Source organism: Cronobacter turicensis (assembly GCF_041222865.1).
In the GTDB taxonomy this organism is placed as follows: Bacteria; Pseudomonadota; Gammaproteobacteria; order Enterobacterales; family Enterobacteriaceae; genus Cronobacter; species Cronobacter turicensis.
Genome location: NZ_CP165997.1, coordinates 3049189 through 3063157, shown reverse-complemented (window position 1 = coordinate 3063157; position 13969 = coordinate 3049189). Strand labels below are relative to the sequence as shown.

Sequence of the window (13969 nt, the reverse complement as noted above, 5' to 3'; positions counted from 1 at the left end):
TGATTGCCAGAGAGTAGCATCGTGTTATAGTGTCGGCAACAGACAGATAACACCAAAACAACACGACACCGAGCGAAAGGATCAGCCGCCATGAGCCACATCCCGTTAACGCCAGAAAGCAAACTGCCCGCGCTGGGCACGACCATCTTTACCCGCATGAGCGCGCTGGCGCAGCAGCACCAGGCGATTAACCTGTCGCAAGGGTTTCCGGATTTCGACGGCCCGCGCTATTTACAGGAGCGGCTGGCGCATCATGTCGCGGCGGGCGCGAACCAGTACGCGCCGATGACGGGCGTGCAGGCGCTGCGTGAAGCGATTGCCGATAAAACCGAGGCGCTCTACGGCCATCGCCCGGATGCCAACAGCGATGTCACCGTCACGGCGGGCGCCACTGAGGCGCTCTACGCGGCCATTACCGCGCTGGTGCGCCCTGGCGATGAAGTTATTTGCTTCGATCCGAGCTACGACAGCTACGCGCCCGCCGTGGCGCTTTCCGGCGGTGTGTTAAAGCGCATCGCGCTGACGCCGCCGCATTTTCGCGTGGACTGGGCGCCATTCGCCGCGCTGCTGTCGGACCACACCCGGCTGGTTATCCTCAACACACCGCATAATCCGTCCGCTACCGTCTGGCGCAACGCGGATTTCGCCGCGCTCTGGGCGGCTATCGCGGAGCGTGAGATCTATGTGTTGAGCGATGAAGTCTATGAGCACATCTGTTTTGCCGACGAGGGGCACGCCAGCGTGCTGGCGCATCCGCAACTGCGCGAGCGGGCGATTGCGGTGTCGTCATTCGGCAAGACGTATCACATGACCGGCTGGAAAGTAGGCTACTGCGTGGCGCCCGCCGCGCTCAGCGCCGAGCTTCGCAAGGTACATCAGTATCTGACCTTTTCGGTCAATACCCCGGCGCAGCTGGCGCTGGCGGATATGCTGCGCGCTGAGCCTGCGCACTATCTTGAGTTGCCCGATTTTTACCGCGCGCGCCGCGACCGTTTCATTCAGGCGCTCGGCGATAGCCGATTTAACATTTTGCCCTGCGAGGGCACCTATTTTCTGCTGGCGGATTACAGCGCTATCTCTTCGCAGGACGACGTGAGCTTTTGCGAGTGGCTGACCACGGAGGCGGGCGTCGCCGCCATTCCGCTGTCGGTATTCTGCGACGCGCCGTTCCCGCATAAGCTCATCCGTTTATGCTTCGCCAAACAGGAGGCGACGCTGCTGGCCGCCGCTGAGCGTCTGGCGCGGTTATAACGTAGGTTGATCGGGCGAGGCCGCGCTGCGGCTCTGCGCCGCCGGCACGTCGCGCAGGAAGTGCTGCTCGATGAGCGACACGAAGCTGACGAACGACGCGTTGGTTAACGATGCGCGGTTATAGATAAGGTAGTAATCATAGTGCGGCAGGCTGAAGTTAAGCTTCACCGGCCGCAGTCCGAACACCTGGCGGTAACGGCGCAGCGCAGGAGCTGGCAGGATGCCGATAAAATCGGTGCTGCCAATTATCGCCATGATCGATGACAGCGAGTTGCTGGTAAACGCGATTTGCCGCTCGCCGATAAGCTCACCCGATTTCACATGGTAATGTTTCTGCCCTTCCGCCGTGCCGTTAAACAGCGTGAACTTCTCTTGCGCCAGCGCCGCGTCGTCAGCGTGATCGCCCAGCCGCGGGTGGTTTTCGCTGCACACCAGCACCGTCTCTTCACTAAAACAGTGTTTGCAAATCACCGAATGGCTGGTCACCGGCGCCATGCCGATGATCAGATCCGCTTTGCGATAAGCCAGCAGATCTTCCGCCGTTTCGCTGGCAAGCGAGGTGTCGTAATGCTCCAGCTCAAAATCGTAATGCTCGCGAAACGCGCTGACCAGACCCGGTAAATGGTCAGCCGCGAGCGCAGGCGGGCAATAAAGGACGAAGTTTTTACGCAGCGGCGCGCCCTGCATCATGTTGATGGTCTGTTCGAGCTGATTGAGATTGTCTTCCAGATAGTGATGCAGATTGGTGCCGACGGTGGTGGGCGTAATGCCTTTGCCGGAGCGCACAAACAGCGGATCGTTAAGCTGGTTGCGCAGACGCTGTAGCGACTGGCTTATCGCCGACGGCGTCAGAAACAGCGCTTCCGCGGCCTTGCTGACGCTGCGATATAAATAGATACATTCGAAGATTACCAGAAGATTGAGGTCGAACTTTTTCAAATCCTGCAAATTTGCCATGACAGCCTCGCAACGAGACGAAAAGGGATTTTTATGTGTTATCGGTTCTTAGTAAAGAATAGATAAGAACGATATTTTTTGCGCAGGCGCGCCGGGGCGTAATCTGAAAAACTGACCCGCCTTCACACAACCGGCGGACGGCGCTTTTTGTTAAGCGCTCCCTATCACAGCCATAGGCAGGAATAATCTTTGCGTGCGTTGCCCTTTGGGCAGGGGAGTGTTCTAATCGAAGGAACGTATGCGCCGCAAAACACCGCGCGCAACGCTTTTGCCAGTACGCTGGCTCTGCTGTGGCCCGCGGGTCTCTCAGCGCTCAGGCCGCCGCTCAGGTGGCTTTTTTATTTTTCGCCCGATGGCGATAAATGTTCACAAGGTTGGCCCGGATCGGTTGTTAGCTATTGCTTATCGATTTGATAATGCAAACGCATTGGCCCGGGTAGCGAAAATTCGATACCTTACATCCCATCGAAAACACGGAGGAAGTATAGATGTCCTTGATTAACACCAAAATCAAACCTTTCAAAAACATGGCGTTCAAAAACGGTGAGTTCATCGAAGTTACCGAGAAAAACACTGAAGGCCGCTGGAGCGTATTCTTCTTCTATCCTGCTGACTTTACCTTCGTATGCCCGACCGAACTGGGCGACGTGGCTGACCATCACGAAGAACTGCAGAAGCTGGGCGTAGACGTTTACTCTGTTTCTACCGACACCCACTTCACCCACAAAGCGTGGCACAGCAGCTCTGAAACCATCGCAAAAATCAAATACGCGATGATCGGCGACCCGACTGGCGCCCTGACCCGTAACTTCGAAATCATGCGTGAAGACGAAGGTCTGGCTGACCGCGGTACTTTCATCGTTGACCCGCAGGGCGTTATCCAGGCGATCGAAATTACTGCTGAAGGCATCGGCCGCGACGCGTCTGACCTGCTGCGTAAAATCAAAGCGGCTCAGTATGTTGCGTCTCACCCAGGCGAAGTGTGCCCGGCTAAATGGAAAGAAGGCGATGCGACTTTAGCTCCGTCTCTGGACCTGGTTGGCAAAATCTAATTTTTCTTCGGCTTTTGCTGCATAGCGGCGTTGGCATCCCTCTCGCGCCCCGGTCACTTACTTTTGTAAGCTCCCGGGGACTGAAGAGTTCGCCGCCTTGCTCTGCAACAAAAATCCTTTGAAAAATACAGGCATTATTACGGGTGCAGTCTTGCACCCGTTTTTTTGAAAACGTTTTTACGCGCTCTCATTTAAGTTGCATCGCGGCGATGCCTGCACTGAGGCGGCTTAAATGAGGAAGCGTAAGCTCAGGAGAAAATTATGCTCGACACAAACATGAAAACCCAGCTCAAGGCCTATCTTGAGCGTCTGACAAAACCTGTTGAGTTAGTGGCCACGCTGGATGACAGCGCGAAATCGGCAGAGATCAAAGAGTTGCTGCTGGAAATCGCCGAGCTGTCTGACAAAGTCTCTTTCCGTGAAGACAACACGCTGGCGGCGCGCAAACCTTCATTTTTGATTACCAACCCGGGTTCTGACCAGGGGCCGCGCTTTGCGGGCTCTCCGCTGGGCCACGAATTTACGTCGCTGGTGCTGGCGCTGCTGTGGACCGGCGGTCATCCGTCGAAAGAAGCGCAGGCGCTGCTGGAGCAGATCCGCGATCTGGACGGCGATTTTGAGTTTGAGACTTACTATTCGCTCTCCTGCCACAACTGCCCGGACGTGGTGCAGGCGCTGAACCTGATGGCGGTGTTGAACCCGCGTATTAAACATACGGCAATTGATGGGGCGGTGTTCCAGAATGAAATCACCGATCGCAACATCATGGGCGTGCCGGCCGTGTTCATGAACGGCGTGGAATTTGGCTCGGGTCGTATGACGCTTGCGGAAATCGTCGCGAAAGTGGACACCGGCGCTGAAAAACGCGCGGCGGAAGAGCTGAATCAGCGCGACGCTTACGACGTGCTGATTGTCGGCTCCGGCCCGGCGGGCGCGGCGGCGGCGATTTACTCCGCCCGTAAAGGCATCCGTACCGGCCTGATGGGCGAGCGTTTCGGCGGCCAGGTGCTGGACACCGTTGATATTGAAAACTACATCTCTGTGCCGAAAACCGAAGGCCAGAAACTGGCGGGCGCGCTGAAATCCCACGTGGATGATTACGACGTTGACGTTATCGACACCCAGAGCGCGACGAAGCTTATCCCGGCGGCAAGCGAAGGCGGCCTGCACCAGATTGAAACGGCGTCCGGCGCGGTGCTGAAAGCGCGCAGCGTGATCGTGGCGACCGGCGCGAAATGGCGCAACATGGGCGTGCCCGGTGAAGATCAGTATCGCACCAAAGGCGTGACCTACTGCCCGCACTGTGACGGCCCGCTGTTTAAAGGCAAACGCGTTGCGGTGATAGGCGGCGGTAACTCCGGCGTGGAAGCGGCCATCGACCTCGCGGGGATCGTTGAGCACGTGACGCTGCTGGAATTCGCGCCGGAGATGAAAGCCGACCAGGTATTGCAGGACAAACTGCGCAGCCTGAAAAACGTCGACATCATCCTGAGCGCGATGACCACCGAAGTGAAAGGCGACGGCACGAAGCTGACCGGCCTTGATTATCAGGATCGCGTGACGGGCGCTGTGAAGCATCTGGAAGTGGCGGGGATCTTTGTTCAGATTGGTCTGCTGCCGAACACGACCTGGCTTGAAGGCGCTATCGAGCGTAACCGCATGGGCGAAATCATCATCGACGCCAAATGCGAGACCAGCGTGAAGGGCGTGTTCGCCGCAGGCGACTGCACCACCGTGCCGTACAAACAGATTATTATCGCCACCGGCGAAGGCGCGAAAGCCTCCCTGAGCGCGTTTGATTATCTGATTCGCACCAAAACCGCATAACAAGAAAGTAAGACACCTGCGTAAAAGCCGCCCCCAGGGGCGGCTTTTTTATTGGCGAATGTTTAGTGTGAACTGGCGGGTGCGCTGGCGCTTACCCGCCCTACAGGTATCTGCGACGTTAAACTAAAGCGGGTAAGCGCAGCGCACCCACCAAAAATGCCCGAAACTTAACGCACCACAAACACCGGCACATGGGCGTGGCGCACCACGCTTGACGCGTTCGAGCCCAACAGGTGCGTGCTGATGGACGGATCGCGCGAGCCGATGACCACTACGTCGGCGTGTAACTCTTGCGCCATCGCGTTAACTTCATCACGCACGCTGCCGAAGCGGACATGCGTGCGCAGGCGCGTTTCCGGCAGGGTAAAATGCTGCTTCAGAGTTTGCAGGCGCTGATTCGCCTCGGCCTCTAAATGCTCTTCGAAACGGCGGATATCGGCGGCGAAGCGGTGCAGGCTCAGATTCGCCGAGCCCGGCAGCACATGCAGCAGATGAATAATTCCCTCCTGCTGCGCCAGAAACTCCGCGTGGCGAATCGCCTTGTCGCTCAGTTCCATTTCGAACACGTCTACAGGCATCAGAATAGTGTTGTACATCGTCACTCCTCCTTTAGCGGTTATCGACGCCTTTATTAAACCCTGTTTTTGTCATGGATACTTCTGCTGGCCCGACAAATTTATGTTTTTTTACGCAGCGCCTTTCGCCAGGAAAACTCTCAAAGCCGCCGCGCTGGCGGCCGATCCCACGGCTTGCGGCCCATCCGGTCTACCCTTGGTGTAGACCAGATGAACTTTCGCACTGGAACCTGTCTCTTTTTACTGTCTGCCAGGAGGTCGTAATGAAGGCGTTAACCTACCACGGACCGCATAACGTTAAGGTCGAAAATGTCCCGGACCCGATTATCGAGGCGCAGGACGATATTATTCTGCGCGTGACGGCGACCGCGATTTGCGGCTCCGATTTGCACCTCTATCGCGGCAAAATTCCGCAGGTTCATCACGGTGATATTTTCGGCCACGAATTTATGGGGGAAGTGGTGGAAACCGGCAGCGCGGTGAAGGATATCCGCAAGGGCGATCGCGTCGTGATCCCATTCGTTATCGCCTGTGGCGACTGTTTCTTCTGCAAGTTACAGCAATATTCCGCCTGTGAAACCACCAACAAAGGCACCGGCGCGGCGCTGAATAAAAAGCAGATCCCGGCCCCTGCGGCGCTGTTTGGCTACAGTCATCTCTATGGCGGCATTCCGGGCGGGCAGGCGGAGTATGTGCGCGTGCCGAAGGGCAACGTCGGGCCGTTTAAAGTGCCGCCGCTACTCTCTGATGATAAAGCGCTGTTTCTCTCCGATATCCTGCCGACGGCCTGGCAGGCCGTGAAAAATGGTCAGGTGCAGAAAGGCTCCCAGGTAGCGATTTACGGCGCGGGCCCGGTGGGGCTGCTCAGCGCCGCCTGCGCGCGGCTGATGGGCGCAGAACAGATCTTTATGGTCGACCACAACGATTATCGTCTCGCCTTCGCTAAAGAGCGTTACGGCGTTATCCCGATTAACTTCGATGAAAATGACGATCCGGCGGCGTTTATTATTGAAAACACGCCGGGTAACCGCGGCGTGGACGCCGTTATCGATGCGGTCGGTTTTGAGGCCAAAGGCAGCCTGACGGAAACCGTGCTGTCGAATCTCAAAATCGAAGGCAGTAGCGGCAAAGCGCTGCGCCAGTGCATCGCGGCGGTGCGTCGTGGCGGCGTGGTGAGCGTGCCGGGCGTCTATGCGGGCTTTATCCACGGCTTCCTGTTTGGCGATGCGTTCGATAAAGGCATCAGCTTTAAGATGGGCCAGACGCACGTGCATGCGTTCCTGCCAGAGCTGCTGCCGCTTATCGAGCAGGGGCTGCTGACGCCGGAAGAGATAGTCACGCACTATCTGCCGCTGGAAGATGCCGCGCGGGGCTACAAGATTTTCGAGAAGCGCGAAGAGGAGTGCCGTAAGGTAATTCTGGTGCCGGGCGCCGCGACGCCGGAGGCCGCGCGCGATAAGGTCACCGCGTTGATGAACGCGCCGCTACAGCCATAAGGTATCGCGCCGTAAAACAGAAAGAGGATGCCCTGGCATCCTCTTATTTTTTTGCCGCTAAGCGACCATTAACGGCGATATTCGCCCGCCGCTTCCGGCTGGTAGAGCAACTCAAGCACTTCGATATGCGTTTCGCTGCCGTCCGGCAGCGGCCAGCGGATGGCATCGCCCACGCGCAGCCCCAGCAGCGCCGCGCCCACCGGCGCCATGACTGACAGCGCTTCCGGGCTATTGCCCGCGTTTTGCGGGTAGACCAGCAGGCGCTCGTAGGTTTCGCCGCTTGCCAGATCGCGGAATTTCACCCGGCTGTTCATCGTCACCACATCTTCCGGCATCGCCTGCGGGCTAACCATCCGGGCGCGATCCAGTTCATCGTTCAGCGCGTCAGCCACCGGCAGACGCGCGAACGCAGGCTGCTCCAGCAGGCTATCGAGACGTTCGGCATCGAGTTCGTTGATGATAAGGGCAGGTCGGGACATTTCTTACTCCATGTCGTTGAAACAGGCGGCGTTTCGCCGCTAACAAGCGTCCAAAGAAAAACCCTCACCGTCAAAACGATGAGGGTCCGCGTCAGGGGATGATACTCAGCCTTGCGCGCCGTTTGAAGTGAGCCAGCTCACGAAACGGGGCTTAAAGCAGGATGCTGCCCACCGCCGCCAGCAGGAAAGCGATGGAGCCCAGCAAGGTTTCCATCACGGTCCAGGTTTTCAGCGTGGTTTTCTCATCCATCTCAAGGAAACGGCCCACCAGCCAGAAGCCGGAGTCGTTGACGTGTGAGAGCACCGTCGCGCCGCCCGCGATGGCGATAACGATAAAGCAGAGGTCAAACTGGCTTAAGCCCGGCGTCGCCTGCACCATCGGCGCCACCAGCGCGGCGGTGGTCGTCAGTGCGACCGTCGCTGAACCCTGCGCCACGCGCAGCGCCGTAGAGATAACAAATGCCGCGAGAATGACCGGCATACCGGTGTCGGAAAGTACGCCCGCCAGCGCGTCGCCAATGCCGCTGGCGCGCAGCACGCCGCCGAACATCCCGCCTGCGCCGGTCACCAGAATAATGCCGCAGATAGGGCCAAGCGCGCCGTCGCAGATTTTCTCCAGATGCTGGCGGGTGTGATTGCGGCTGAAGACCATCAGCGCGAATAAGACGGTGATCAGCAGCGCGACCGGGGTTTTGCCGAGCATACGCAGGAAGTTCACCACGCTGTTGTCGGCGCTGACCCAGCCCAGCACTTTAGCGGTATTCAGGCCGGTATCGAGGAAAATGAGCATCAGCGGCAGCAGCAGGATCGTTAACACCATGCCGAAGGACGGCGGACGATGCGTCGGATCGGTTTCCACTTCGCCAAGGAAGGAAGAGGGGAGCTTGATATCGAATTTTTACCGGCGTACTGGCCATACAGATAACCACCGAAATACCAGGTGGGGATAGCGATAATCAGACCGATGATCACCAGCAGGCCGATATTGGCGCCCAGCAGTTCACTGGCGGCAACCGGGCCCGGATGCGGCGGCACCAGCGCATGCATGGCCGCAAACGCGCCCGCCGCCGGGAAGGCGTATTTCAGCGTCGAACCGCCAAAGCGTTTCGCCACGCTGAAGATAATCGGCAGCATGACGACCAGACCTGCGTCAAAGAAGATCGGGAAGCCAAACAGCAGCGAGGCGACGCCGAGCGCGAACGGCGCGCGGTGTTCGCCAAATTTGTTAATCAACGTATCGGCCAGCACTTTCGCGCCGCCGGAGACTTCCAGCAGACGGCCTATCATCGCGCCGATCCCCACCAGCAGCGCGACGCCCGCAAGCGTACTGCCAAAGCCCGTCAGCAGCGTGGGCACGACTTTATCAAACGGCACTTTGGTCAACAGCGCCACAACGATACTGACCAGGGTAAGAGCAAGAAAAGCATGCACTTTAAAGCGCATGATTAGTATCAGCAGCAGTACGACGGCCCCGGCGGCAATGCCCAGCAGCGTACCGGCGCCATAAGCATAAGTGGTTTCTGTCATCGTTATTATCCTCAACATGGGTACAGTGAAACCGTAGCCTGGTCGGCGGTTTTCTCACTGATACCGGTAACATGATACCGATAACATGTGGCGGCTTGTAAACAGGGTCTGTCATATTTATTAACATTTTGAGATCACCGTCAAACTCCTGCGCCAGCGGCGCTTTTGCTTTCGTCTGCGCATATCCCGCCTCGCGCATCTGTCAAATTTTCCGGAGCGTTTTTTTCACCAAATCGCCAGATTTGTTGGCTATATCGAGCTTTTTTGTCGTGAAGTCGCCACGAAGTTGCCGCAATTCAATAACGTTAACTAGCTTAGGATCGTGATGATTTGCCGTACATCGCGCTGTAGGCGGCGGCGCAACGCCTCCGCACCCTGTTCAGTGCATAAGAGGACATCATGAAAAAGCTCACCTTCACTTTTCTGACCGTGGCGCTGGCAGGCACCAGCCCTTTGGCGTTTGCCGATACCCTGCGCATGGAATGCCCCGTTTCGCCCGGCGGCAAACAGTACTGCCAGTACATCAAAGAGCGCTTCGAGAAGCAGACCGGCAATCAGCTGGAGTTTATTGAGTTCCCGGCGGCCTCTGATGAAAAGCTGGCGCTGCTGCAACAACTCTTCGCCGCCAAAGATGAAAAAGCGGTGGACGTGTTTCAGTCCGACACCATCTGGATAGGCCTGCTGGATAAGCAGACGCTCGATCTCACCGACGCGATGGGCGGCATGGAAAAAGACTTTTTCCCCGGCCCCTGGAAGAACAACACCGTCAATGGACGACTGAAAGCGGTGCCGTCGTATATCGATACCGGCGTGCTGTTTTATCGCAAAGATTTACTGGAAAAATACAAAGAGCAGCCGCCGAAAACGTGGGACGAGATGACGCGCATCGCCACGAAAATCCAGGCGGAGGAGCGCAAGGCGGGGCATAAAAATTTCTGGGGGTATATCTTCCAGGGCAAATCGTACGAGGGGCTGACCTGTAACGCGCTGGAGTGGATCGATTCATACGGCGGCGGCACGTTTGTCGATGAAAAAGGGAACGTGACCATTAATAATCCGAAAGCGGCGCAGGCGCTGGATATGGCGCGCGGCTGGATGGGCAAAATCACACCGAAGGGCGTGCTGGGTTACAAAGAAGAAGAGTCGCGCACCGTGTTTCAGAACGGCGACGCGCTGTTTATGCGCAACTGGCCGTATGTCTGGCAGCTGTCGCAGGCCGATGACAGCCCGCTTAAAGGCAAAGTGGGCGTGATGCAGCTCCCCGCCGGGCCGGAGGGACGCCAGGCGACGACGCTCGGCGGCTGGCAGTGGTCGATTAACGCCAATACCAAAAACCCCGAAGCCGCCATCGCGCTGCTGAAAATCTTAAGCGATGACGATTCGCAGACGACGCGTCTGAAGATCCTTGGCCATGCGCCGACCCGCGTTGCGTTGTATGAGAACAAAGAAGTGCTGGCGATTGCGCCGGAGCTGACCCAGTTCCGCGATATTTTCGCCCAGGCCGTGCCGCGCCCGGCGACGGTGACCAAAGCGCAGTATCCGCGCGTGTCGAACGCTATTTTCAACGTGACGTTTAGCGTGCTGAACGGCAAAGACGATGGCAAAAAAGCGACGGCGGATTTGCAAAAGCGTCTGACGCGCGCGAAGGGTACCGGCTGGCGATAAGCCCTGGATGAGGTGGTGGCTGGCGGGGGCGCGTGGCTTACCGCTGTGGAATCGGTGTTGTTTGGCGGGTGCGCTTCGCTTACCCGCCAAACAACGCGCAACTGGTTTTTGTAGGGCGGGTAAGCAAAGCGCACCCGCCGTTCAAACTCCTCGCGCCTGCGCGAAAAGGCCGGGGTGAGGTGCAGCATCATCGTGTCCGTCAACATGCTCAACGGAGCGCCTATGAAATCCGATAGCCTTACGTCGCCGCCGGTCCCCCGGCGGCACAACGCCTCCTGGCACCAGCGCCGTCGGCGCGTGGCGTGGGGGCTGGTTTTGCCCTCGCTGCTCCTGCTGGCGCTGGCGGCGGGCTGGCCGCTGGTTCGCACCATCTGGTTTAGCTTCACCAACGCCATGCTCGACGCGCCTCAGGATTACCAGATGGTGGGCGTGGCGAACTACTTTGCGCGCAAGGATGGCGTGAGCATCGGCGTGCTGAGCGACCCGCTCTGGTGGCAGGCGGTGGGCAACACGCTGTGGTTCACGTTCACTTCGGTGACGCTTGAGCTGCTGCTCGGCATGCTGCTGGCGCTGCTAATGAACGAAAAATTCCGCGGGCAGGGGCTGGTACGCACCGCCATTCTTATTCCGTGGGCAATCCCGACGATTGTCAGCGCCAAAATGTGGGGCTGGATGTTCCACGATCAGTACGGCGTGGTTAACGATTTGCTCGGCAAAATCGGCCTGCCGTCGCATCTCGCCTGGATTGCCGAGCCGTCGCTTTCCATGTGGGCGGTGGTGATAGCCGACGTCTGGAAAACCACGCCCTTTATGGCGCTGATGCTGCTGGCGGCGCTACAGCTGATTCCGGCGGATCTCTATGAGGCGGCGAAAGTGGACGGCGCCAGCCCCTGGCAGCGCTTTAAGCGCATCACACTGCCGCTGATTATGCCCGCGCTGGTGGTGGCGCTGATTTTCCGCGTGATGGATTCGATGCGTATTTTCGATCTCATCTACGTGCTGACCTCCAACAGTGAGGCGACGATGTCGATTTCCGGCTACGCCCGCGAGCAGATCGTCTCCTATCAGGATATGGGCATGGGTTCCGCGGCCTCGGTGCTGGTCTTCATGATGGTGGCGGGCATCGCAGCCTGCTTTATCCGCGTCGCGCGCCTGAACGACAAGGAGAAGAACTGATGAAAATCACACGCTGGCAGCGCAGGGCAGGGCATAAGGCGGTGATTTTTATCGGCGCGCTGATGGCCTGTCTGTTCTGCGTCTTTCCCTTTTATTACGCCATCATCAGCTCCCTGCGCGCAGGCCAGGAGCTGTTTACGCCCGCCTATTTCCCGAATAGCTGGCACTGGGATAACTATGTGGTCGCGCTGGTGGATAACGGCATCGCCCGCAGTCTGCTGAACTCGGTGCTGGTGGCAGTGGTGACGGTGGGGCTCTGTTTGCTTGTGTCGGTGACGGCGGCTTTTGCGCTGGCGCGCGTGCCGTTTCGCGGGCGTCGCGTACTGCTCTTTACCATTCTCTGCGTCTCGATGTTCCCGCAGGTGGCGGTGCTGACGGGCATGTTTGAGCTGGTGCGCTTTCTCGGGCTTTACGACTCGCTCGGCGCGCTGGTTATCTCCTATACCACGTTTTCGCTGCCGTTTACCGTCTGGGTGCTGACGACATTTATGAAGTCGATTCCGGTAGAGCTGGAAGAGGCGGCAATCGTCGATGGCGCGAAAACCGGCACCATTATTCGCCGCGTGTTTGCGCCGGTGCTGGCGCCTGCGCTGGTGACGACCGGGCTGCTGGCGTTTATCGGCGCCTGGAATGAATTCATGTTCGCGCTGACGTTTATTATCTCGAGCGACAAGCGCACCGTGCCGGTCGCTATCAGTATGTTCAGCGGCGCGTCGAGCTACGAGCTGCCCTGGGGCAGCATTATGGCCGCGTCGGTGGTGGTGACGCTGCCCATTATTGTTCTGGTGCTTATCTTCCAGAAACGCATCGTCAGCGGTTTGACCAGCGGGGCGATTAAGGGGTAAATCATGGCGCAACTTCGTTTAGAAAAAGTACAAAAACGCTACGGCACGCATGCCGAAGTGATTAAGCCGCTCGATTTACAGATCAACAGCGGTGAATTTGTGGTGGTGGTCGGCCCCTCCGGCTGCGGCAAATCGACGCTGCTGCGCCTGGTGGCGGGGCTTGAGGAGATAACCGACGGCGATATGTATATCGATGACCAGCGGGTCAACGACGATTCGCCATCCGAGCGCGGCATCGGCATGGTGTTCCAGTCCTATGCGCTTTATCCGCATATGACGGTCTACCAGAATATGGCGTTTGCGCTCGAAATGGCGAAAGTGTCGGTGAAGGAGATAGACGAGCGGGTGCGCGAGAGCGCGCGGATTTTACAGCTGGAGCACCTGCTGGATCGCCGCCCGAAAGATCTCTCCGGCGGCCAGCGTCAGCGCGTGGCGATAGGCCGCGCGATTGTGCGCGAGCCGAGCCTGTTTCTCTTCGACGAACCGCTCTCCAACCTCGACGCCTCGCTGCGCGTGCAGATGCGCATGGAAATAGCGGCGCTGCACAAGCGCATTCACGCCACCATTCTCTATGTCACTCACGATCAGGTGGAGGCGATGACGCTCGCGGATCGTATCGTCGTGCTCAATCAGGGCCAGATTGAACAGGTCGGCACGCCGCTTGCGCTTTACGATGCCCCGGCCAATGTGTTTGTCGCGCAGTTTATCGGCTCGCCGAAGATGAACCTGATCCCTGGAAAAATGCTGCGCGTGATGGAACACGCCTGCGAAGTGGAGCTGGAAAACGGTCTGCGCCTGACGCTGCCGGTGCAGGCCGCCGCCGGGCAGGAGGGCGACGAGGTGCAGCTCGGCATTCGCCCGGAGCACGTGGAGATCATGACGCTTGCGAAAGCGGACGTGGAAGGCGAAGTGTTATTCGTAGAGCATATGGGAAATGAAACCCTGGTTTATGTTAACGGCGGTTATGGCGCAGAACCGCTGGTCATGCGCCATACTGAGAGGCTGGAAGTCCGGCCGGAGCATCATCTGGGGCTGAAACTGCCAGTGGAACACTGTTACCTTTTTGACAGCGCGGGCAACGCGTTCGTGCGGCTCAGCGGCCCGAAAACCCAGCACTAA

General features: G+C 58.2%; 11 protein-coding genes and 1 pseudogene. 8 read left to right on the top strand and 4 right to left on the bottom strand.

Features of this window, described 5'->3' with window-relative positions:
* The first annotated feature begins 90 nt into the window (after positions 1–90).
* A complete protein-coding gene (locus AB8W27_RS14605) occupies positions 91–1251 on the top strand; it encodes a pyridoxal phosphate-dependent aminotransferase (protein WP_012815736.1) in 1161 nt (386 codons plus the stop codon).
* On the opposite strand, the gene AB8W27_RS14600 is transcribed toward AB8W27_RS14605, so the two are convergent.
* Entirely contained in the window at positions 1246–2208 is a 963-nt protein-coding gene (locus AB8W27_RS14600) for a LysR substrate-binding domain-containing protein (RefSeq protein WP_041923315.1), read from the bottom strand. The two genes, AB8W27_RS14605 and AB8W27_RS14600, sit on opposite strands and share 6 nt — an antisense overlap.
* A gap of 488 nt (positions 2209–2696) precedes the next feature.
* On the opposite strand from AB8W27_RS14600, the gene ahpC reads away from it, so the two are divergent.
* A complete protein-coding gene (ahpC, locus tag AB8W27_RS14595) occupies positions 2697–3260 on the top strand; it encodes an alkyl hydroperoxide reductase subunit C (protein WP_012815738.1) in 564 nt (187 codons plus the stop codon).
* A gap of 261 nt (positions 3261–3521) precedes the next feature.
* Complete coding sequence (ahpF, locus tag AB8W27_RS14590) at positions 3522–5087, top strand: alkyl hydroperoxide reductase subunit F (protein WP_012815739.1); 1566 nt, start codon at positions 3522–3524, stop codon at positions 5085–5087.
* 167 nt (positions 5088–5254) lie between these two features.
* Here ahpF and uspG read toward each other — a convergent pair whose 3' ends face one another.
* Positions 5255–5683 (bottom strand): universal stress protein UspG, encoded by a 429-nt coding sequence (gene uspG, locus AB8W27_RS14585; RefSeq protein ID WP_012815740.1) that lies wholly within the window; start codon positions 5681–5683, stop codon positions 5255–5257.
* Between the two features lie 242 nt (positions 5684–5925).
* Between uspG and AB8W27_RS14580 the strand changes: the two genes are divergently transcribed.
* Positions 5926–7158, top strand: coding sequence for a zinc-dependent alcohol dehydrogenase (locus AB8W27_RS14580; RefSeq protein ID WP_012815741.1), 1233 nt, complete (start codon positions 5926–5928; stop codon positions 7156–7158).
* A gap of 68 nt (positions 7159–7226) precedes the next feature.
* Here AB8W27_RS14580 and rnk read toward each other — a convergent pair whose 3' ends face one another.
* Both rnk and AB8W27_RS14570 read right to left on the bottom strand, forming a co-directional pair.
* Positions 7227–7637, bottom strand: a complete 411-nt coding sequence (gene rnk, locus AB8W27_RS14575) for a nucleoside diphosphate kinase regulator (RefSeq protein WP_012815742.1) — start codon at positions 7635–7637, stop codon at positions 7227–7229.
* Positions 7638–7788: 151 nt separating this feature from the next.
* Positions 7789–9164, bottom strand: a pseudogene (locus tag AB8W27_RS14570) (GntP family permease).
* Positions 9165–9563: 399 nt separating this feature from the next.
* Between AB8W27_RS14570 and AB8W27_RS14565 the strand changes: the two are divergent.
* The 4 genes from AB8W27_RS14565 (at position 9564) to AB8W27_RS14550 (ending at position 13969) form a co-directional block, all read left to right on the top strand.
* Entirely contained in the window at positions 9564–10829 is a 1266-nt protein-coding gene (locus AB8W27_RS14565; RefSeq protein WP_012815744.1) for an ABC transporter substrate-binding protein, read from the top strand.
* Between the two features lie 222 nt (positions 10830–11051).
* Positions 11052–12005, top strand: coding sequence for a carbohydrate ABC transporter permease (locus AB8W27_RS14560; protein WP_041923317.1), 954 nt, complete (start codon positions 11052–11054; stop codon positions 12003–12005).
* The gene (locus tag AB8W27_RS14555; protein WP_007767996.1) at positions 12005–12850 is read left to right on the top strand and encodes a carbohydrate ABC transporter permease; all 846 of its coding nucleotides are present in this window, start codon (positions 12005–12007) and stop codon (positions 12848–12850) included. Before AB8W27_RS14560 ends, AB8W27_RS14555 begins: the two co-directional genes overlap by 1 nt.
* Before the next feature lie 3 nt (positions 12851–12853).
* Positions 12854–13969 (top strand): ABC transporter ATP-binding protein, encoded by a 1116-nt coding sequence (locus AB8W27_RS14550; protein ID WP_012815747.1) that lies wholly within the window; start codon positions 12854–12856, stop codon positions 13967–13969.